The 20,382-nt window shown below is 74.3% G+C and carries 21 protein-coding genes and 1 pseudogene; 13 read left to right on the plus strand and 9 right to left on the minus strand.

The genetic code is table 11. The features are described 5' to 3' along the window. Window positions 1–301 (minus strand): annotated as a pseudogene (locus ACFU7Y_RS11660) (hypothetical protein); the annotation flags it as partial. A 272-nt stretch (window positions 302–573) separates the two neighbouring features. Here ACFU7Y_RS11660 and ACFU7Y_RS11665 point away from each other — a divergent pair. Next, the gene (locus ACFU7Y_RS11665) at window positions 574–1,323 is read left to right on the plus strand and encodes a helix-turn-helix domain-containing protein (RefSeq protein ID WP_380767637.1); all 750 of its coding nucleotides are present in this window, start codon (window positions 574–576) and stop codon (window positions 1,321–1,323) included. A gap of 61 nt (window positions 1,324–1,384) precedes the next feature. On the opposite strand, the gene ACFU7Y_RS11670 is transcribed toward ACFU7Y_RS11665, so the two are convergent. Beyond that, on the minus strand, window positions 1,385–1,735 hold the full coding sequence (locus ACFU7Y_RS11670) for a hypothetical protein (RefSeq protein WP_380767613.1): 351 nt from the start codon (window positions 1,733–1,735) through the stop codon (window positions 1,385–1,387). Between the two features lie 39 nt (window positions 1,736–1,774). On the opposite strand from ACFU7Y_RS11670, the gene ACFU7Y_RS11675 reads away from it, so the two are divergent. Continuing rightward, a complete protein-coding gene (locus ACFU7Y_RS11675; protein ID WP_380767615.1) occupies window positions 1,775–1,924 on the plus strand; it encodes a winged helix-turn-helix transcriptional regulator in 150 nt (49 codons plus the stop codon). Between the two features lie 19 nt (window positions 1,925–1,943). Here ACFU7Y_RS11675 and ACFU7Y_RS11680 read toward each other — a convergent pair whose 3' ends face one another. The 3 genes from ACFU7Y_RS11680 to ACFU7Y_RS11690 form a co-directional block, all read right to left on the minus strand. Continuing rightward, window positions 1,944–2,546, minus strand: a complete 603-nt coding sequence (locus tag ACFU7Y_RS11680) for an AAA family ATPase (protein WP_380767617.1) — start codon at window positions 2,544–2,546, stop codon at window positions 1,944–1,946. 121 nt (window positions 2,547–2,667) lie between these two features. Continuing rightward, window positions 2,668–3,198 carry a DUF6328 family protein gene (locus tag ACFU7Y_RS11685; protein ID WP_224285293.1) on the minus strand — a complete coding sequence of 177 codons (531 nt, stop codon included), beginning with the start codon at window positions 3,196–3,198 and terminating at the stop codon, window positions 2,668–2,670. Window positions 3,199–3,209: 11 nt separating this feature from the next. After that, window positions 3,210–3,803, minus strand: a complete 594-nt coding sequence (locus ACFU7Y_RS11690; RefSeq protein WP_224285294.1) for a MarR family winged helix-turn-helix transcriptional regulator — start codon at window positions 3,801–3,803, stop codon at window positions 3,210–3,212. A 48-nt stretch (window positions 3,804–3,851) separates the two neighbouring features. Between ACFU7Y_RS11690 and ACFU7Y_RS11695 the strand changes: the two genes are divergently transcribed. From ACFU7Y_RS11695 to fusA, 4 genes are all read left to right on the plus strand, one after another. After that, window positions 3,852–4,781: a DMT family transporter gene (locus ACFU7Y_RS11695; protein WP_380767619.1), complete on the plus strand. Its 930-nt coding sequence runs from the start codon at window positions 3,852–3,854 to the stop codon at window positions 4,779–4,781. 69 nt (window positions 4,782–4,850) lie between these two features. After that, complete coding sequence (locus tag ACFU7Y_RS11700; protein ID WP_380767621.1) at window positions 4,851–5,405, plus strand: nuclear transport factor 2 family protein; 555 nt, start codon at window positions 4,851–4,853, stop codon at window positions 5,403–5,405. A gap of 152 nt (window positions 5,406–5,557) precedes the next feature. Continuing rightward, window positions 5,558–6,112: a hemerythrin domain-containing protein gene (locus tag ACFU7Y_RS11705; RefSeq protein WP_224284602.1), complete on the plus strand. Its 555-nt coding sequence runs from the start codon at window positions 5,558–5,560 to the stop codon at window positions 6,110–6,112. 399 nt (window positions 6,113–6,511) lie between these two features. Then, window positions 6,512–8,587, plus strand: a complete 2,076-nt coding sequence (gene fusA / locus ACFU7Y_RS11710; protein WP_380767622.1) for an elongation factor G — start codon at window positions 6,512–6,514, stop codon at window positions 8,585–8,587. 51 nt (window positions 8,588–8,638) lie between these two features. On the opposite strand, the gene ACFU7Y_RS11715 is transcribed toward fusA, so the two are convergent. Then, window positions 8,639–9,493 carry an NAD(P)-dependent oxidoreductase gene (locus tag ACFU7Y_RS11715; protein ID WP_224281869.1) on the minus strand — a complete coding sequence of 285 codons (855 nt, stop codon included), beginning with the start codon at window positions 9,491–9,493 and terminating at the stop codon, window positions 8,639–8,641. Between the two features lie 145 nt (window positions 9,494–9,638). Here ACFU7Y_RS11715 and ACFU7Y_RS11720 point away from each other — a divergent pair, with 145 nt between their 5' ends. Together ACFU7Y_RS11720 and ACFU7Y_RS11725 are read left to right on the plus strand one after the other, a co-directional pair. Next, the gene (locus ACFU7Y_RS11720; RefSeq protein ID WP_380767640.1) at window positions 9,639–10,475 is read left to right on the plus strand and encodes a helix-turn-helix transcriptional regulator; all 837 of its coding nucleotides are present in this window, start codon (window positions 9,639–9,641) and stop codon (window positions 10,473–10,475) included. Window positions 10,476–10,593: 118 nt separating this feature from the next. Next, window positions 10,594–11,499, plus strand: coding sequence for a neutral zinc metallopeptidase (locus tag ACFU7Y_RS11725; RefSeq protein WP_380767623.1), 906 nt, complete (start codon window positions 10,594–10,596; stop codon window positions 11,497–11,499). 12 nt (window positions 11,500–11,511) lie between these two features. Here ACFU7Y_RS11725 and ACFU7Y_RS11730 read toward each other — a convergent pair whose 3' ends face one another. Then, a complete protein-coding gene (locus ACFU7Y_RS11730) occupies window positions 11,512–12,411 on the minus strand; it encodes a LysR family transcriptional regulator (RefSeq protein ID WP_380767624.1) in 900 nt (299 codons plus the stop codon). A gap of 137 nt (window positions 12,412–12,548) precedes the next feature. On the opposite strand from ACFU7Y_RS11730, the gene ACFU7Y_RS11735 reads away from it, so the two are divergent. The 4 genes from ACFU7Y_RS11735 to ACFU7Y_RS11750 all read left to right on the plus strand — a co-directional run bounded on the left by ACFU7Y_RS11735 (window position 12,549) and on the right by ACFU7Y_RS11750 (window position 17,807). Continuing rightward, window positions 12,549–13,010, plus strand: coding sequence for a hypothetical protein (locus tag ACFU7Y_RS11735; RefSeq protein ID WP_380767625.1), 462 nt, complete (start codon window positions 12,549–12,551; stop codon window positions 13,008–13,010). Further along, complete coding sequence (locus ACFU7Y_RS11740; RefSeq protein WP_380767627.1) at window positions 13,003–14,628, plus strand: multicopper oxidase family protein; 1,626 nt, start codon at window positions 13,003–13,005, stop codon at window positions 14,626–14,628. The genes ACFU7Y_RS11735 and ACFU7Y_RS11740 overlap by 8 nt, the downstream gene beginning before the upstream one ends. A 290-nt stretch (window positions 14,629–14,918) precedes the next feature. Next, window positions 14,919–16,556, plus strand: a complete 1,638-nt coding sequence (locus ACFU7Y_RS11745; RefSeq protein WP_374120018.1) for an alkaline phosphatase — start codon at window positions 14,919–14,921, stop codon at window positions 16,554–16,556. A gap of 351 nt (window positions 16,557–16,907) precedes the next feature. Further along, window positions 16,908–17,807 carry a GNAT family N-acetyltransferase gene (locus ACFU7Y_RS11750; RefSeq protein ID WP_380767628.1) on the plus strand — a complete coding sequence of 300 codons (900 nt, stop codon included), beginning with the start codon at window positions 16,908–16,910 and terminating at the stop codon, window positions 17,805–17,807. A 99-nt stretch (window positions 17,808–17,906) separates the two neighbouring features. On the opposite strand, the gene ACFU7Y_RS11755 is transcribed toward ACFU7Y_RS11750, so the two are convergent. Both ACFU7Y_RS11755 and ACFU7Y_RS11760 read right to left on the minus strand, forming a co-directional pair. Beyond that, a complete protein-coding gene (locus ACFU7Y_RS11755) occupies window positions 17,907–18,644 on the minus strand; it encodes a histone-like nucleoid-structuring protein Lsr2 (RefSeq protein ID WP_224281864.1) in 738 nt (245 codons plus the stop codon). 94 nt (window positions 18,645–18,738) lie between these two features. Next, a complete protein-coding gene (locus ACFU7Y_RS11760; protein WP_224281866.1) occupies window positions 18,739–19,290 on the minus strand; it encodes a helix-turn-helix domain-containing protein in 552 nt (183 codons plus the stop codon). 114 nt (window positions 19,291–19,404) lie between these two features. Here ACFU7Y_RS11760 and ACFU7Y_RS11765 point away from each other — a divergent pair, with 114 nt between their 5' ends. Next, complete coding sequence (locus ACFU7Y_RS11765; RefSeq protein WP_224281868.1) at window positions 19,405–20,229, plus strand: alpha/beta fold hydrolase; 825 nt, start codon at window positions 19,405–19,407, stop codon at window positions 20,227–20,229. Window positions 20,230–20,382: the final 153 nt, after the last annotated feature.

Below are 20,382 nucleotides of genomic sequence, written 5' to 3' on the forward strand. Positions count from 1 at the left end.
CAGGTTCGGCGGCGGCGGCCTTGCCCCGGACGGCGGAGCCGGCCGGCAGCTGGACGGTGACCTCCAGGGAGCCGGTGGGGCCGAGGAGCTGGTGCCCGGCCGCGGCGGTGACGATCCGCAGGACGCCGTCGGCGAAGGAGACGGCGGTCCGCTCGGCGGCCTGGACGTCGCGGTCCTTGCCGGGCTGGGCGGGCCGGATCTCGACGGTGGTGTCGCTGCGCTCGGCGGCGATGAGCTGGACGCGCCCGCCGGGGATGTCCAGGACGACGGTGATCGGGGCGCAGGTGTCGAACTTCTGCATCGTGCTCTCCTGTACGGGTGCGGGCGCGGACCCGGTTGGGGCCTGCCCGGTCGGCGTTTCTGACATTGGAAACGCTACGTTGCTTTCAAGGTGTCGGCAACTAGTTCGTTGCGTCAAAACTGCTTCATTGCAGGTGAATGGCAGGAAACTGTTGCAACGGGTGTGTCGGGTAATGCAACGGCGGCTGTTGCGATCATTGCAATGGGTGGAAGGTGAACGCTATGGTGGGGTCGACCGGGAACCCCACAGCGACGACCACCGAGGAGAACGCGATGCCGGGAGGCAGGCTCACCCAGCAGGAACGCCGGCAGATCGCGCTGGGGCTGGCCGACAGCCTCCCCTACGCCGAGATCGCCCGGCGCCTGGAGCGCCCCACCTCGACCGTCACCCGCGAGGTGATGCGCAACGGCGGCCCCCTCGCCTACCGCGCCGACCTGGCCCACCGCGCCACCGAACACCGCGCCCAGCGGCGCCGGCCCGCCACCCCCGGCGCGCCGCAGTCGGGCCCGCAGCCGCACGGGCGTGACAGCGAGGCCGTGGCCGCGTACGAGGAGCAGCTCACCACCGTTTTGATGGGCTCGGGCCTGAACCGGATGGGGGCCCGGGTGATCACCTGCCTGTCCACCACCGACGCGGGCAGCCTCACCGCCGCCGAACTCGCCCAGCGCCTGCAGGTCAGCCCGGCGTCCATCTCCAAGGCGATCGCCTTCCTGGAGAGCCAGAGCCTGGTGCGCCGGGAACGCGACGAGCGCCGCCGCGACCGCTACATCGTCGACGACGAGCTCTACTACCAGGCGGTCATCGCCAGCGCCCGGGCCAACGACAAGGTCATCGAAACCGCCCGTCAGGGCGTCGCCGTCCTCGGCCCCGACACCCCCGCCGCCGTCCGCCTGGAGAACATCGCCCGCTTCCTCGACTTCATCAGCGAGAGCATCGTGCGCGCAGCCGAGCAGGCCCGCGAGGTCCTCCACACCAAGCCCGCCACCCCGACGGACGGCACCCCCGCCCCGCGGGAGGGGTAGCCGGGCCGCGGGGCCGGGGGAGTGGGACGTCGGCGGGGCCGACTTCCTGTGCGCGGGCGGGTCAGAGGGTCAGGACCAGGCGGCCGCGCAGGCTGCCGGCCTCCAGGGGGAGGGTGTCGGCCACCCGCAGAGTGAGGCGGCCGTCGGCGGCGAGGGCGGACAGGTGGGCGAGGGCGGGGCCGTCGGCGGTGATCCACACGTTGGCGACGCGGATGCCGCGCAGGGCCACCGGGGCGCTGCCGGCCGCGACCGCGACGAAGGCGCCGCGCCCGCGCACCGCGCCCAGGGCCCGTACGCCGAGCAGGGCGGCGTCGATCGCGCCGTCGACCCCGCCGGGCACCGACTCCCGTACGGCGGCGGCCGGATCGGGTGCCGTGCGCGGCACGAACCATTCGGCGCCCAGCTCGCGCACCGACTGGACGGCCTGGTCGGCCGCACCGTCACCGCCGGGGTGCCGGCCCGCGTCGACTACGCGCTCACCGGGCTGGGGCGCGACCTGCTGCCGCTCGTGCAGCAGATCAAGGCCTGGGCGGAGTGCCACATGCCGCAGGTGCTGGCGGCGCGCGCCGCGTACGACGACGGGCGGCAGGGGCGGGGCTGACCCGCCGCCCCGGCGGCCGTCACGCCAGGGCGGCGGCCAGGCGCTCGGGCAGGGTGGCGTACGGGCGGCAGTCGACCACGGGCAGCGCGTGGGCGCGGGCCTGCTCGGCGAGCCAGGTGCTGTAGCGGGCGCTGACGGCGGCGCGCTCGGGCCGGGGGCCCGAGTCGGGCTCGCGCTCGGCGTAGTTGGCGCCGATGCGCCGCGGGTCGTCCTCGTGCAGGAAGACCGCGCGCACGCGCCGGCCCTGCCGGGCGGCCTCGGCGCCGGCGCGGGCGGCGGCGGCCGGGGTGAGGTAGTCGCCCTCCACGATCGCGGGCACGTCCACGGTGAGCCGGTTGCGCACGACGCCGAGCAGCGCGTCGTCCAGGTCGCGGGCGGTGGCGATCTGGAGCTCCAGGACGTGGTCGGCGGGCAGCGCGTCGGGGTCGGGCAGGGCGCGGAAGTGGTGCAGGCCGGGGTGGTCGGCGGGGGTGGTGGCGGCCTGGAGGGCGGCCACGACGTCGTCGAACTCGACCACGAACGCGCCGTGCCGGGCGGAGAGGTGGGCGGCGGCGCGGCTCTTGCCGATGCCGGAGGCGCCGCCGATCAGCAGGACGTCCCAGGGGCTGTCGTCGGTGTACATACCGGCACGGTAGACGGTTCGGGGTGCGGTGGGCTCTGGGGGGTGGGGGAGACGGCCCGGGGCGCGCCTTCCGGACCGGCCCCCGCGGCCCCGGCAGCCGGCCTCGGTCGGGGCGGCGCAGTCAGGCCTCGTCGCGGTTGGCGGAGCGGCGCACCGCCCAGGGCAGGACGAACCACAGCACGGTGAAGATCAGCGCGACGGTGCAGGTGATCGGCACCGCCGCCGCCGTGCCGAGGACGACGTCGAGGACCAGCAGTACGGCGCCGGTCAGCGCGGAGGCGAGCAGCAGCAGGCCGGCCTGGGCGATGCGGGCGGAGACGGTGACGATCCGTGCCTTGCCGGGGTGGCGGTACAGCCCGCGGTGCAGGGCGACGGGGGTGGCCAGGACGGCAGCGGCGACGACCGTCAGCAGCAGGGTGGCGACGTAGATGTCCTGCTGGGCGTCGCTGAGCTGGGTGAAGCGCGGGGTGAACGCGACGCCGAGCAGGAACGCGAAGACGATCTGCACGCCGGTCTGGAGCACCCGCAGCTCCTGCAGCATCTCCACCAGGCGCCGGTCGGCGCGCACGGCCGGGTTCTCCCAGCCGGGCGGGGGAGCGGAGTCGGGCCGGTGGTCGGGCGGAGGGGAGTCCGGGGGCGGCGCGCTGGTCATGCGTCAGCTTCTCACGGCCCGTCGCCGGCGTCCGGCTCCGTACCGTCCGGCTCCGTACGGCTCCCGGGCCCCGCGTGGGCGTCGCCGCGGCCCGCGCCGGCGGCGCCGTCCAGGCGGTGCTGCCAGGCGGTGAGCAGGCCCTGCAGGGCGCCGGCCTCCTCGGGGCTCAGATGGGCCAGCAGGCGGTGCTCGTTGCGCAGGTGAGCGGTGAACGCCTCGTCGATCAGGCGCCGGCCGGCGTCGGTGAGGGCGACCACGCGCCCGCGCCGGTCGTCCACGGCGAGGCGGCGGGTGACCAGCCCGGCGCGTTCCAGGCGGTCGATCCGCTTGGTCATCGCGCCGGTGGTCACCATCGTGTGCGCGGCCAGCTCGCCCGGCGCCCGCTCGTACGGGGCGCCGGCACGGCGCAGCGCGGCGAGCACGTCGAACTCGCCCTCGCCCAGGCCGTAACGCTGGTAGACGAGGGTCAGCTCGGCGGTCAGGCGGGTGGCGAGGCGGTGCAGGCGCCCGATGACGGCCAGCGGGGAGACGTCGAGGTCGGGGCGCTCGCGCCGCCACGCGGCCTGGACCCGGGCGACATGGTCCTCGTGCTGGTCGGGCTCCATGGGCCCCACCCTACTCCAGTAGCTTCCTGGGAAGCTATATTGCCTTCCATGGAAGCCACCAAGCGGTGGGTGCTGCTCACCGCCCTCGCCCCCGTCGCCTGGGGCGCCAACTACTGGGTCACCCACGCCCACCTGCCCGCCGACCGCCCCCTGTGGGGCGCCGCCCTGCGCGCCCTGCCCGCCGGCCTGCTGCTGCTCGCCCTCGCCCGCCGCCGCCCGCACGGCGCCTGGTGGTGGCGCAGCGCCCTGCTCGGCCTGCTCAACACCGCCGCCTTCTTCGTCCTGCTCTACCTCGCCTCCCAACTGCTGCCCACCAGCGCCGCCGCCACCCTCATGGCCGCCTCCCCGCTGGCCATGCTGCTCACCTCCTGGGCGCTGGCCGGGCAGCGGCCGCGCCCCGCGCACCTGGCCGGGTCGGTGGTGGGCCTGGCCGGGGTCGCCCTCGCGCTGGCCGGAACGGGGGAGGGGATCGGCTGGGCCGGGCTGGCGGCCTCCGCGGCCGCGATGCTGGTCTCCTCCGTCGGCTACGTGCTGGCCGCCCGCTGGCGCGAGGGCGCCGACCCGCTCACCGCCACCGCCTGGCAGCTGACCGCCGGCGGCCTGGTGCTGCTGCCGCTCGCCGCCGCCGTCGAGGGCGCGCCCCCGGCGGCGGACGGGCCCACCCTGCTCGCCTTCGGCTACGCCACCGTGGTCGCCACCGCGCTCGCCTTCACCTGCTGGTTCGCCGGACTGCGCCACCTGCCGGCCGGCACGGTGGGCCTGCTCGGACTGCTCAACCCGCTCACCGGCGTGCTGCTGGGCACCGCACTGGACGGCGACCCCTTCGGGGTGCGCCAGGGCGCGGGGCTGGCGCTGGTGGTCGCCGGAATCCTGCTCGGGCGCCCGCGCACCGGCGCGGCTGCCGATCCCGATCCCGATCCCGCCGCCGGGCGGGTCCGGCAGGTTCCGGACCGAGGCCTTGATCTCAAGTCGACTTGAACTTCTAGTCTCCGTGGTGCGCGACCGGACCGGCCGCGACACGCACCGCGATCCCAGGAAGTCGGGACCATGACCATCACCACCACCACGAACCTCGCCGCGCTCGAACAGCGGGTCCAGGTCCTCACCGACCGCGCCGACATCACCGGCCTCATCGACGGCTACCTGCTCAGCCTCGACACCGTGCCCCGCGGCGGCGGGCGGTTCGACGAGGCGTGGGCGCGGCGCTACTTCACCCCCGACGTGCGGATCACCACGCCGGTGGGGGACCACGAGGGCATCGACGGGCTGGCCGAGTCCGAGCAGGCAACCCTCGGGAAGTTCGAGCGGACCCAGCACGTGGGCGCCAACTACATGATCGACCTGGACGGGGACCGGGCCGCGGTGCGCTGGAACGCCGTCATGGCGCACGTCCACCTCGCCTCGACCCAGCAGGCACGCGGCGAGGAACCCGGCGGCCACTTCGACGTCGGCGGCACGTTCACCGGCGAGGCGGTGCGCACCGCCGCCGGCTGGCGCCTGCGAAGCCTCGACGTGCAGGCCGTGTGGACCAGCGGCAGGGGCCCGCTCGTCCTGACCCCGAAGGCCGGGGCGACCCTGCGCGACCTCGCCGGCGGGGCGTGACGGCGGGGCGTGACGGCGGCCCCGGAACCCCTGCGCGTACCGGGGCTCCGCTTGCCTTCCGGCCGGACCGCGTGGTCCGATGGCGCGAGCATCGCGTGCCGGTGACGGACTGCGTCAGGCATGGAGGTGCGCAACCGAAGGGACCGCCACCCGTGGCCTCCCCCTCCACCGGCCGTACGGCCGCCCTCAGCCTTCAACTCTCCCTCGCACACCGGGACTTGCGCCGCCGCCTCGACGGCCTGCGCACCGACCTCGGCCGGCCCCGCCGCCCGGGCGGCGACGACAACGGACTCCTCACCCACTGCCTGGCCTTCTGCACCGCCCTGACCAATCACCACCAGGGCGAGGACACCGGACTGTTCGCCCAACTCCTGCGCGAACGGCCCGACCTGGCGCCGACCATCGGCAGACTCGTCGAGGACCACGGCCTCATCACCCACATCCTCACCCGGGTGCGCGAGCTCGCCGACCGGGCCGCCGACATCGCCGCCGCCGACGCCTCCGCCGGGGGCGCCACCGGCTCCGCCCTGGAGCCGATCGGACGCGAACTCGACGGGCTCGCCGCCATCATGGACTCCCACTTCGCGTACGAGGAACGGGCCATCGGCGCCGCCCTGGACGCCGGGGTGAGCGACGACGGCTGGTCGGAGCCGGTACTGCGCTTCGGTCCGCCGCGCAGCCCGGCCCCGCAGAGCCCGACGCCGTAAAACCCGTCGCCCCGCACGACCCGCCTTCCCTACACTCGCCACGCGGCCGCGCCCCGACGCGCGGCCCACCGCGACGACCACTGACGACCGCCGCGACGAACGAGACGAGAAAGGGGGCGGGCGGCCATGCCGAAGCAGAGCGCCGCCGCCCCCTCTCCCGCGTCGCGGTACGAGGTGATCCTGGTGTCCCGTTCCTCCCGGTGCCCGCTGCGCGGCCGGCACCGGAGCAGTGCCGCCACCGTCTGACACCCGAGGTCCCGCTGCGCCCGCTGCGCCCGCTGCGCCTGCTGCGCACCGCGCGGGCCCGCCACGGCACACACGCCCGGTCCGACGGCACGTCGGCACTGCCCAATCGCGCGCCCACCACCAGGAACAACCGCCTCGAAAGGCACCCGGGCCATGCGCACCCACACCACCACCGCCGCCACGACCGCAGCCACCACCACCGCCGCGACCGAGGGCACCATCGCCGCCGTCCGCAACCTCGGCATCCTCGCCCACGTCGACGCCGGCAAGACCACCGTCACCGAGCGGATCCTCTACCTCACCGGCACCACCCACAAGCGCGGCGAGGTCCACGACGGCACCACCGTCACCGACTGCCACCCCCAGGAACGCGAACGCGGCATCACCATCTTCGCCGCCGCCGTCAGCTGCGCCTGGGCCGGGCACCGGATCAACCTCATCGACACCCCCGGCCACGTCGACTTCGCCGACGAGGTCGAGCGCTCCCTGCGGGTGCTCGACGGCGCGGTGGCGGTGTTCGACGCGGTCGCCGGCGTCGAGCCGCAGAGCGAGTCGGTGTGGCGCCAGGCCGAACGCCACGGCGTGCCGCGCATCGCCTTCGTCAACAAGCTCGACCGCGCGGGCGCCGACCTGGACACCGCCGTCGCCGACATCCGCGAACGCCTGCATCCGCGCCCGCTGGCCGTCCACCTGCCCATCGGCGCCGAGGAATCGTTCACCGGCGTCGTCGACCTGGTGCGCCTGCGCGCCCTCACCTGGGACGACGACGGCACCCTGCACGAAGGCCCGGTCCCGGCCGGCCTCGAAGCCGTGGCGGCCGAGCGCCGCCGCGCCCTGGAGGAGGCGGTGGCCGAACTGCACCCCGACGCCCTGGAGGAGTTCTGCGCCCACGCCGCGCTCGGCGCCGACACCCTCACCGCCGCGCTGCGCGACCTCACCCGCACCGGCGAGGCCGTCGTGGTGCTGTGCGGCTCCGCCTACCGCAACCGCGGCATCGAACCGCTCCTGGACGCCGCCGTCGCCTACCTGCCCTCCCCGCTCGACGTCCCGCCCACCCGCTCCGCCGACCGCACCCAGCAGCGCGAGGCCGACCCCCGACAGCCCCTGACCGCACTGGCGTTCAAGGTCACGGCCGCCCCGACCGGGCGCCTGACCCACCTGCGCCTGTACGCCGGGACCCTGCACAAGGGAGACACCGTGCTCGACACCACCACCGGCCGCCGCGAGCGCGTCGCCCGCATCCTCACCGACCTGGCCCACCGCCACACCGAGACCGACAGCGCCCGCGCCGGCGACATCGTCGCCGTCGTCGGCCCCAAACACACCCGCGTCGGCGCCACCCTGTGCGACGCCGAGCACCCCATCGTCCTGGAGGCCCCCGTGAGCGCCGAACCGGTCGTCACCGTCGCCGTCGAGGCCCGCCGTACCGCCGACACCGACAAGCTCGCCGCCGCCCTCGCCCGCCTGGCCGAGGAGGACCCGTCCCTGCGCGTGGCCACCGACCCCGAGACCGGCCAGCGCACCCTGTCCGGCCTGGGCGAACTGCACCTGGAGGTCGCGGTGGAGAAGGTCCGGCGCGAGGCCGGCGTCGAGGCGGTGGTCGGCCGTCCGCGCGTCGCGCTGCGCGAGGCCCTCGTCGAGGGCGTCACCGGCTTCACCTACCGGCACGCCAAACAGGACGGCGGCGCCGGGCAGTTCGCCCACCTCGTCCTCGACGTCCACCCCCTGCCGGAAGACGCCGAGGAGGGGTTCGCGTTCACCTCCACCGTCACCGGCGGACGGGTGCCACGCGAGTACGTGCAGGCCGTCGAAGCCGGGTGCCGCGACGCCCTGACCGAGGGACCGCTCGGCGGCCACCCGGTCACCGGCGTCGCCGTCACCCTCACCGACGGGGCCACCCACCCCAAGGACTCCTCCGAGCTCGCCTTCCGCACCGCCGCCCGCCTCGGTGTGCGCGAGGCACTGCGCGCCTCGCGGATGCACCTGCTGGAACCGCTCGCCGAGGTGAGCGTCACCGTGCCCGAGGACGCCCTCGGGGCCGTCCTCGGCGACCTCGCCGCCCGCCGCGGCCACGTCCGGGCCACCGAACCCGGCCCCGGCACCACCGCCCAGGTCAGCGCACTGGTACCGCTCGCCGAACTGTTCGGCTACGCCGGGCGCCTGCGCGGCCGCACCCAGGGCCGCGGCACCTTCACCACCCGCCCGGCCGGCTACGCCCCCGCCGGCTGAGCAGCGCCGCCCGGCCCCGCCCCTTTCCGCGGCGGGGCCGGGCGGCGCCCGCTACAGCGCCCCGGCGTCGGCCGCCGCCCACGCCGACGGGTACAGCGGACGCCAGCCCAGCTCCCGGCGCGCCGCCGCCGTGGACACCTGTCCCTCCCACGGGTCGAACGGCCCCTGCGGCGAACCGCCCGGGTGGACCTGCCCGTTGAGCGCGTACAGCTCCCAGGCCGTCAGGGGCGCGTCGTCGCCGACGTTGTACGTGCGCCCCTCGATGCCGGGCGCCACCACCGCTCGCCACAGCGCCCGCGCCACGTCCGCGTGGTGCACCACCGCCAGGCGCTGGTGCGCGGGCCAGTTCGCCGCCCACCGCAGCGACTGCTCCAGGTGCGGATCGCCCTGCCCGTACACGAAAGCCAACCGCGCCACCACCAAGGGAAGTTCGTCACCCAGCGCGCGCAGACCCGACTCCGCCTGCGCCTTGGAGGCCGCGTACACCCCCCACGCCGGATCCGGCGCGAGCCGGTCGCCCTCCACCGCGGGGCGCCCCAGCCCCCGCCCGTACACCAGGTTCGTACTGGTGTGGACGAACCGCGCCACCCCGGCCTTCGCCGCCTCCCGCCCCAGCGCCACCGCCGCGTCCCGGTTGACCGCCCACGCCGCCTCGTCCGGTACCCCGCGCAGCGCCGCCGCCACGTTCAGCACCACCTCGGCCCCCGCCAGCGCCCGCGCCCGGTCCGCCTCCTCGCACAGGTCGCCGACCACCACCTCCACCCCCGCACCCGCCAGGGCCGCCGCCTTCGCCGCGTCCCGCACCAGCACCCGCACCGAGGAGCCGTCCGCCCCGGCCCACCGCACCAGCCGCGGCACCAGCCGGCTGCCCACCGCACCGGTCGCGCCCGTCACCAGGATCTTCACCATCGCCCGCCCCCTCCAGGGGAGTTGTTCTCCTCCGACGCCCACCACCCTGCCCGCGGCACGAACGGCGCGGCAGAGACCCCCCGATCCAGGGACCGGCGATCCCTGGTTGCCGCGCGCCCCGGCCGGTCAGACTGGGGGCATGATCGACCGAGCGGCACTGGCCGACTTCCTCACCCGCACCCGGGCCCGGCTCGCCCCCGCCGACCTGGGGCTGCCGCCCGGGGCGCGACGGCGCACGCCCGGGCTGCGCAGGGAGGAGGTGGCACAGGTGGCGGGACTGTCGGTGGACTACTACGCGCGCCTGGAGCAGCGTCGCGGCCCACAGCCCTCGCCGCAGCTGCTCGCGGCCCTGGCGCGGGCACTGCGGCTGAGCGAGGACGAGCGCGACCACCTGTTCCGCCTGGCCGGGCACGAGCCGCCACGCCGACACGGACCGCTCGGGCACGTACGGCCGGGACTGCTGCTGATCCTGGACCGGCTGCACGACACGCCCGCCCAGATCGTCTCCGACCTCGGCGACGTCCTCGCCCAGAACCCGATGGCCGCCGCCGTCTTCGACGACGTCGCCGCCCTCGCACCCGAGCGGCGCAACCTGCTGCTGCGCTGGTTCACCGAACCGGACACCCGGGCACTGTTCCCGCCCGAGGACCACGAGGACCTCGCCCGCGCCCACGTCGCCGCCCTGCGCGCCGCCCACACCGCCCGCCCCGGGGACCGGCGCGCCGCCGAACTGCTGGAACAACTCCTCACCACCGGAGGGGAGTTCACCTCCCACTGGGAGCGCCACGAGGTCGCCCGGCGGCGCAGCGGCCGCAAACGGGTGCTGCACCCCGTGGTCGGGCCGCTGGACCTGGAGTGCGAGGTGCTGGCCGCCGGCGGCGAGGACCAGCTGCTGCTCGTGCACACCGCCGCGCCCGGCAGCGAGTGCGCCTCCCGACTGGAACTGCTGCGCGTCGTCGGCGTCCCGGCCCCCGCCTGAGACCCCGCTGCGCCGTGGCGGGGGCCGGGGCCCGTAGGCTGGGCCGGGCCGTCACGGCACAGACCGTCACCAGAGCGTACAAAAGCGACCGACCGACAGAAGCGGGCAGGCAGGGGCAATGCAGTTCGACGACCAGGGGGACCTCGACACCTCGCAGGTGGACGACCGGCGCGGCATCCCCGGCGGGAAGCTCGCCATCGGCGGCGGGGCCGTGGGCCTGATCGCGGTGCTGGTGGCGGTCGTCCTCGGGGTCGACCCGCAGCTGCTGGGCCTGTCCTCCGGCTCCTCCGGCTCCTCCGGCTCCTCCGGCGTGCGCACCGAAGGCGAGGCGCAGAAGACCTGCAAGACCGGGGCGGACGCCAACAAGCGCCAGGACTGCCGGATCGTGGCCGTCACCAACAGCCTCCAGGAGTTCTGGCGCACCGAGCTGCCGCGCGCCGCCAAGGTCCCGTACAAGAACGCCGAGACCGTGCTGTTCACCGGCCAGGTCTCCACCGCCTGCGGCGCGGCGACCTCGGCGGTGGGCCCGTTCTACTGCCCCGGCGACAAGAAGGCCTACTTCGACCTCGGCTTCTTCAACGACCTGTCCGCCCGCTTCGGCGCCAAGGGCGGCCCGTTCGCCGAGTCCTACGTCGTCGCCCACGAGTACGGGCACCACATCCAGACCCTCACCGGCGCCATGCAGAAGGTCGGAGGCGACCGCCAGGGCGCCACCAGCGGCTCGGTGCGCCTGGAACTTCAGGCCGACTGCTACGCCGGGGTGTGGGCCCACCACGCGACCACCACCCCGCAGGCCTCCACCGGCCGTCCGCTGATCGCCTCGCTCACCGACCAGGACATCGCCCTGGGCCTGGACGCGGCCGCGGCGGTCGGCGACGACCGGATCCAGCAGCAGGCCACCGGCCGGATCAACCCGGAGGCCTGGACGCACGGCTCCGCCGAGCAGCGCAAGGCCTGGTTCACCACCGGCTACCGCAGCGGCGACCTCGCCCAGTGCGACACCTTCTCGGCCGCCAAGCTGTAGCAGCCCCCGCCGTCAGAAGTCCCCGTCCGCCTGCCCGCCCCGCGCCCAGTCCCAGCCGGCGATCGCCTCGCGCAGCCGGTGGGCGGAGGCGGGCAGACGCGCCTGCGCGTCCCAGAACAGCGTCAGGGAGCGCCGGCAGTCGGGGCTGTCGACGCCGACCCACACCAGCGGCAGGCGGGTGGCGGTGCGCCGGGCGATGGCGGGCACCAGGCCGATGCCCAGGCCCGCGCTGATCAGCTCGGCGATGGCACCGGCCTCGTTGCTCTCGCAGACGATCCGCGGCACCAGGCCGCGCGCGGCGAACAGCCGGTCCAGCAGGCGCCGCTGCCAGTGCCCGGGGCGGGCGGCGATGAACGGCCGTTCGGCGAGCTCCTCGACGCCCACCGTGGTGCGGTGGGCCAGCGGGTCGCCCACCGGGACGGCCAGCCACACCTCCTCGTCCAGCAGCAGGACCGACTCCAGGCCCTCGGCGGCGACGGGCTGGGAGACGACGGCGAGGTCGACGTCCTGCGCCCGCAGCCGACGGGCCATCTCCTGCGCGCAGAGCTGGTGCAGCTCGATCTCCACCCCCGGATGGCCGCGCTTGAACGCGGCCAGCGGCCCGCTGAAGGCCAGGAAGGTCTCCGAGGCCAGTCGCACCGCGCCCAGCCCCTGCCCGGCCGCCTCCGCCACCGCCCGCCGGCCCGCCTCCAGCTCGCCGAGCGCACGCTCGACGCAGCCGCGGAACAGGTGCCCGGCCGCGTTCAGCCGCAGCCGCCCGCCCCGCTCGAACAGCGGGGTCCCCAGCTCGGCCTCCAACCGGGCGATGGAGCGGCTCAACGACGGCTGGGCGACGCGCAGTTCCTCGGCCGCCCGGCTCAGGTGCTCCAGCCGCGCCACCACCAGGAACTGCGCGAGCGTGTTCAGCTCCACCAAGCCCCCATGCCTCGGGCGTCATAACGCCATAGCGATATTGATCTTAGACAGGATAGCCGGACGGTCATAGCGTCATGGGCCGGGCCGCACACCGGCAAACAGCGCGCCCGACACCGGCTTGAGGAAGGATGCCCATGGCCATCGCCGCCGACAGGACCCCACCGGAGCCGGAGGCCCGGTCCGCCACGGGGGAGCGGACCGGGCCCGCCGGACGGACCCTGCGCGCCCTGGCAGCCGCCCACACCACCGCCGTCTTCGGCCAGCCCGTCTTCGCCGGCGTCTACCTCAGCGGCGACTACGACGCCCTGACCTGGCACGCCACCGGCGCCAACGCCGTCACCTCCCTCGGCTACGTCCAGCTCATCGCCGCCCTCGTGCTCTGGATCCGGCTGCGCCGCGCCTGGCCACTGGCCGCGACCCTCGCCGTGGTCGCGGCCGAGACCGTGCAGTACTTCGCCGGACTCGACGGCGCCCTGTGGCTGCACCTGCCACTCGGCGTCGCCACCATCACCGCCACCGTCGTCCTCACCATCGCCCTGTGGCGCACCCCGCTGCCCCCGCGCCGGCCCACCCGGTCGGAGGACGACCGTGCCTGAGCCCCACAGCAACGGCCTGACTAGACGTCAGGTCCTCGGCATCGGCGGCGCGTTCGGCCTGCTCACCACCACCGGCCTCGCCACCGCCGCCACCCTCGCCCGCCGCCCCGCCACCACCGGCGGCCAACTGCGCAGCACCGCCCAACTGCCGCCCCCCTACCAGGTGCCGCTGCCGCTGCCCGCCGTCCTCAAGCCCGTCTCCACCGACGGCGCCGCCGACCGCTACGAGATCGTCCAGCGCGAGACCACCGCCGAGATCCTGCCCGGCCTGCGCACCCCACTGTGGACGTACGGCGGCTCCTTCCCCGGCCCCACCATCGAGGCCCGCCGCGGCCGGCCCGTCACCGTCACCCACCACAACGAACTGCCGGTACCCACCGCCGTCCACCTGCACGGCGGCCGCACCCCCGCGGAATCCGACGGCTACCCCACCGACCTCGTCCTGCCCGCCGGCTGGCCCCAGGCCCCCCACACCATGCCCGGCATGGCCGGCACGGACGGCCACGGGGGCGGCATGGGCGCCATGACCGACCCGCGCGCCGTCACCACCCGCCTCAAGCGCGACTACACCTTCCCCAACGACCAGCGCCCCACCCTGCTCTGGTACCACGACCACCGCATGGACTTCACCGCCCCCGCGATCTGGCGCGGCCTGGCGGGCCTGTACATCGTGCGCGACGACGCCGAGGACGCCCTCGGCCTGCCCGCCGGCCCCCGCGAGATCCCGCTGATGATCGCCGACCGCGCCTTCACCGCCGACGGCGCCCTCACCTACCCCTCCCTCGACCCCACCCTGCGCGAGCGCCCGGGCGTCACCGAACCCTACGTCGCCGGCGTCCTCGGCGACGTCATCCTCGTCAACGGCGCCCCCTGGCCCGTCCACGAGACCGACGCCGCCCGCCACCGGCTGCGCCTGCTCAACGCCTCCAACGCCCGCCACTACGAACTCGAAGCCCGCACCGAGGACGGCCGCCGCCTCGACCTCGTCCAGATCGGCGCCGACCAGGGCCTGCTCGCCGCCCCCGTCACCCACCAGAGCCTGCCCATGGCCCCGGCCGAACGCCACGACCTGGTCGTCGACTTCGCCTCCGCACCCGTCGGCTCCCTGGTGCGGATCGTCAACCGCCTGGGAAGCGGACGCACCCGCGACGTGATGGCCTTCCGCATCGCCCGCCCGGCCACCGACGACAGCCGCATCCCACCCGCCCTCACCACCGACCTGCCCGACTGGCACCGCGAAGACGCCGTCCGCACCCGCGACTTCGCCTTCCGCGCCGGCCGGATGAACGGCGGCCACGGCTGGCTCATCGGCGGCCGCCCCTTCGATCCCGCCCGCCCCGACGTCACCGTCCCCCTCGGCGACACCGAGATCTGGCGCCTGATCGCCGACGTCCACCACCCCGTCCACCTCCACCTGGTCGGCTTCCGCATCCTCACCCGCGGCGGCAAACCCCCGCTGCCCCACGACGCCGGGCTCAAGGACACCGTCTCGCTGCGCCCGGGGGAGTCGGCGGAGATCATCACCCGCTTCGACGGCTACCGCGGCCGCTACCTCTTCCACTGCCACAACGCCGAGCACGAGGACATGGGGATGATGGCCAACCTGGAAGTCGTCTGAGCACCCGGTGCGCGCGGCTTGACCGGCCCATTGCGCGGGCCGCGCCCACCGGGCGCACGGGCGGGTGCGAGGGCGGGTGCGAGGGCCTGCGGGTGAGCGGCGGGGCCGGGCGGGGCGCGGCGAACACAACCGGAACATGATGTTCCGTCCGGTTCGGGGCGAAGTGCCGGACCTTCACGGGTCTCCCATCAGATGATCACTCTGCTGCCGGAATCCCGACCCCCGCAGTACGGGGAGGTCCACTCCAATTCCCTTCGCACACACCCGAGCAGCGAAAGGCCACCACCCCCATGACCCGCCCCGCCGACCACCCCACCGCCGACCGGATGCTGCGCGAGGCCGCCGCCCGCCTGGACCGGCGCCGCTTCCTGACCGTCACCTCGGCCGCCGCCGCGCTCGCCTTCAGCGTCAACCTGCCCTCCGCACACGCCGCCGACAACGAGATCGCCCCGCGCGCCATCGGCGACAACCCCTTCACCCTCGGCGTGGCCTCCGGCGACGCCACCTCCGAGGCCGTCGTGCTGTGGACCCGCCTGGCCCCGCGCCCGCTGGAGCCCGGCGCCGGCCTGCCGCCCACCGGCTCCGTCAAGGTCGCCTGGGAGATCGCCCGCGACGAGAAGTTCCGCCGCGTCGAGCGCCGCGGCACCGCCCGCGCCCACGCCGAGTTCAACTACGCCGTCCACGTGGACGTCGACGACCTCGACGCCGGACGCGAGTACTGGTACCGCTTCACCGTCGGCCCCTGGTCCAGCCCCGTCGGACGCACCCGCACCGCACCGCCGCGCGGCAGGAAGATCGACAGCGCCCGCATCGCCTTCGTCTCCTGCCAGGCCTACGAGGACGGCTACTTCACCGCCTACAAGCACCTCGCCGGCGAGGACCTGGACGCCGTCTTCCACGTCGGCGACTACATCTACGAATACGGCATCGACGCCGTCGGCGGCGACCGCAAGTACACCGACCGCACCCTCGCCGCCCACTTCAACCACGAGACCACCACCCTGGAGGACTACCGGCTGCGCTACTCCCTCTACAAGAACGACCCCGACCTCCAGGCCGCCCACGCCGCCCACCCCTGGTACGTCACCTGGGACGACCACGAGGTGGAGAACAACTACGCCGCAGGCATCCCCGAGAAGAACCAGGACCCGGCCCCCTTCGTCGCCCGCCGCGCCGCCGCCTACCGCGCCTACTGGGAGAACCAGCCGCTGCGCATGCCCCAGCCGCGCGGCACCGAGCTGACCCTCTACCGGCGCGTCCACTTCGGCCAGCTGGCCCAGTTCGACATCCTCGACACCCGCCAGTACCGCGACGACCAGGCCAACGGCGACGGCTGGCAGTACCCCACCCCGGAGTCCGACGACCCCAAGCGCACCCTGATGGGCGCCACCCAGGAACGCTGGTTCGCCGAAGGCCTGCGCCACTCCAAGGCCACCTGGAACGTGGTGCCCCAGCAGGTCGTCTTCTCCCGCCGCAAGAACACCACCGCCGACCGCTCCAAGCTCTCCATGGACGCCTGGGACGGCTACCCGGCCGCCCGCGAGCGCTTCCTGCAGGCCGTCGACCAGTCCGGCGTCAGGAACCTCGTTCTGCTCACCGGCGACGTGCACGTGGCCTACGCCCTGGACGTCAAGCGCGACTTCAACGACCCGAACTCCCGCACCGTGGGCGTGGAGTTCGTCGGCACCTCGATCAGCAGCGACGGCGACGGCGAGGAGAAGCCCTCCAACTGGAACAACCTCATGTCGGCCAACCCGCACATGAAGTTCTACGACGGGCGCCGCGGCTACACCGTCCTCACCCTGGACCGCCACCGGGCCCGCGCCGACTACCGGGTGGTCTCCCACATCACCCGCCCCGGCGGCACCCTGTCCACCGCCGTCTCCTTCACCACCGAGGCCGGCAACCCGGGCATCCGCCCCGCCTGACCCGGGCTGCGCAACCCGTCGGTCCCGCCGCCTTGAGGGAGGCGGCGGGGCCGCACCACGGCCCCCGGGGCCCCGAGGGCGCTCGGCACCGTCCGCGCAGCCCTCCTCCGAGGGACGTGTTCAGCGGGCGTGTTCAACCGGCGTGTTCAACGGACGTGTTCAGGGGCGCGGAAATCCGTGGACGGGCCCACGGAAGATCACATACTCTGTGGCTCCACGCCCTGAGACGAACGGAAGGAGGCGAGTGCCGTGCGGTTCACACCTTTCCAGCGCTCCCTCTTCCGCTGCCCCGGCGTGGTTCGCGAATTCTGACCGGGAGCGCTCCAAGCAGCCTGCATCCCGGAGGAATCCATGACCGATCCGGTCATCCGCGCGCTCTCCGCGAGCGACGCCCATCTCTTCGACGCACTCCCCGACCCCCTGGGCGCCCGTGAAGGCCATCGGCGTACCCGGTTCCGCCCCGACTGGAAGCGCGTCGCCCTGCGCGACGGCGAGGTCGTCGCACGCGGCGCCTGGTGGGGCGGCCCCGACGACCCGGAGCCCGTCAACATCAACTGGTTCGACGTGGCCGAGGGCGAGGAGGAGGCCGGAGCCGAACTCCTGCGCTCCGCGCCCTGGCAGGTCGAACTCGAGATCAACCTGCCCGGCGGCTGGCGGGACCGCACCGACCTGCGCGCCGGCGCCGAGGCCCGCTTCGCCGCCGCACGAGCCGCGGGATACGAACTCCTGGCGGAACGCTTCCTCTACCGCTGGACCCCGGAGCGAGGCCTGCCCGAGCGGCCCGCACGCCTGCGCTTCAGCGCCGAACCCGACGACACCGTGTTCTTCGACGCGCTGCGCCGCATCCACTCCGCCACCCTGGACGCCCACGCGCTCAAGGCCGTCGAGGAGGGCGGCCTCGGCCAGGCCGCCCAGGAGGAACTCGACTTCTTCCACTGGTGCCCCTCCCCACGGGAGTGGTGGCAGGTCGCGCACACGCCGGAGGGCGACCTGGCCGGCATCCACATCCCGGCCCACAACCCCTCCGGCCCGACCATCGGCTTCATCGGAGTCGTCCCGGAACAGCGCGGTCACGGCTACGCCTACGACCTCCTCGCGGAGTGCACCCACTTCCTCGTCGAGCAGGGCGCGGAGTTCATCAGCGGAGCGACGGACCAGGCCAACCTCCCCATGGCCGCGAACTTCGCCAAGGCCGGCTTCCCCGTCGTCCGTGAACGCATCAACTTCCACCCGGCGGGCCGAGCGGCCTAGCGAGGAGTAGCACACGGTGAGCGGTCCGGTCCGAGGGCAGGCCCGGACCGCTCACCGGTGCCCGGCGGCACGCCTCACCCCCCGCATCGGCGGGACCGCTTACCTCCGTGACGCCTCGTAGGCCTCGCGAATGGCCGCCGGGACGCGCCCGCGGTCGTTGACGAGGATGCCGTGGGTGCGGGCCCAGACGCGTATCGGCTCGTCCTGCGGCAGGGGACCGGGCTCGCGGGAGGCAGCAGGCTTGCCGGGGCCCGTCCAATCTCCTGAGGAGACTCCCTCCAGCCGGTCCGCCGCGTGCTGGAAGAAAGCGGACAGCGAGGCGTACACGCCCTCCTCGGGACAGGACGCCTCCGCCCACGTGCCGACGGTTCCGGTGGCCGTGTCCAGGAACGTCCCGTACAGGCCGTCGCGTTCGGCGGCGATCGGCACCCAGGTGCGGCGCCAGAACGGGCAGTCGGGGTCCTCGGACGGTTCCGCCTCCTCCAGGGCCGTCCGGCTGAGGTACACCCGCTGGATGTCCGTCAGGCCCAGCAGCATGTGGCCGCCGGGCAGGGGCACGGCGCAGTCCCGCGTCACCAGGCACGAGGGCATGTCGGGCCGCACGCCGGCGTCGATGCCGTTCACCAGGAGCCACTGCCGCAGCTCCGGCGGCAGCGTCAGGCCCATGCGCCGTTCGGCCCGCTCCACGGCCTCCCGGCTCCCCGGACCGCCGAGTGCGGCGAACACCGCCGGGTCGTGCCGCTCCAGCCACGCCGTCACCCGGCCCCACGCCTGCTGTACGTCTCCCGCCCCGGGTGCCGGAGTTCCGGTCACGTGCGATCCCTGCTGATCATCCATAGGGCGACCGTACGCGGGAAACCCCGGGGATTGCACTGGAGGCAACCGGGTACGCCGCCGGGCTCGGCCTCCGCTCGGAGGCAAAGCCGCTTGTTCAGCCGGGCGTCTCGTCGGAGAACGTCGGACCGACGGGGAAGCGGATGGGGCTGAGCAGGTAGGGTGCCCGGCCCGGCGCCGGCTGGTTGGCCAGCCAGGGGCCCAGCACCGTCAGCAACTGGTGCGTCATCTGGGCGAGTTCGTCCGGGCTGAGCCAGAGCGTGCCCTGGCGGTAGGAGACCGCGTCCGCGACCGGGTCGGCGCCGTCGCGGTCGAGATAGGCGTTGAACTCCGCGATCAGCACGGCCATGGCGGCGGCAAAGCCGCGGCGGTGATCGTCCGGCGACATCGCGGCGGCCCCGTCGGCGTCGACGACGGGGCGGTCCTGGCGCAGCCGGTAGTACCGCTCGACGGCGCCGCGCACCCGTTGCTCGTCGGCCACCTCCAGGAAGCCCGCCTCGGCCAGCAGGGCGACGTGCCGGTACATGGTCACCTTCGGGACCTCGGGCATGCGCTCGCACAGCTGGGAGGTGGTCAGCACCCGGCCGCCGGAGAGCGCGTGCACCACGCGCAGACGCACCGGGTGGAGAAGCACTTCGGTGGTGTCCATGACCCAACTATTCCATAAGCGATACCATTATCGAAGTTGGAAACGTAGCCTGGGGAGGGGAACATGCGTCAGGCATCGGGGCGGGCAGTGCAGGTGAACGGTCGATCCGTCTACGTGGAGGAGTCCGGCAACCGGCCGGACTGGGTGATCTTCGAAGCAGGCCAGGGCCTGGGGCGCACCTGCTGGGACCCTGTGCTGCCGTTGCTGGCGGATCGGGCGCACCTGGTGGCCTACGACCGCGCCGGCTTCGGCCGCAGCGGCCGGACGGCAGTGCAACTGGGCATCGACGACATGGCCGCGGACCTGGTCGCCATGGCCGAGGCAGTCGTCCCCGGCCGGTTCGTGCTCGTTGCGCACAGCATGGGAGGGCTGGTCGCGCGCCGCGCCGTGGACAGGCTGGGGCCGCGGCTGCGGGGGCTGTTGCTGCTCGATCCGACACCGGAGAGCGCGCCCGTCTACGACACGTTCGACCAGACCGCCAGGAAGGTCGACCGCGCCATGGGCGTGACGCAGGCACTCGTCCGCTTCCGCCCGCTGGCCCGCATGGCCAGCGCAAACATCGGCCGCGTCTTCCCGGCGGACACCTACGCGACCATGCTTGCCGAGGACTTCGTCCCCGCCGGTATCGCGCAGACAAGGAAGGAGTTCAAAGCCGTCGCCGCGGCCATCCCCCGCTTCCGTGCCGAACCGCCCGGCCTCCCGACGTGCCCGACGGTCCTGCTCTCGGCATCCCGCCCCGTCAAGGGCCGGGAACGGCAACACGCCGTCATCGCCGAGCACCAGCGGCGTTGGGTCGAGACGCTGCCGGACGGGCGGTTCGAAGAGGTCGACTCGGCCCACTTCATCCAGGCCGAGCAGCCGGGGATCGTCGCGCAGAGAATCACAAGCCTCCTCGACCGGCCCAGCCGCACCGGCGCCCGTACCACCGACAAGGACTGACCGGACGCCTGACCGACGGATGGTCGTCCCAGGGCTCGCCGACCGCCGCCGGAGTGCGGCCGGGCCGGCGGGGAGTTTCGACATCGATCGACTGGTTTGTGATCACCCTCTGCCAGCAGAGCCTGGAGAACCCGCTCGTGATGGACCGATCTG

It is taken from the genome of Kitasatospora sp. NPDC057542 (assembly GCF_042801945.1).
Taxonomy (GTDB): domain Bacteria; phylum Actinomycetota; class Actinomycetes; order Streptomycetales; family Streptomycetaceae; genus Kitasatospora.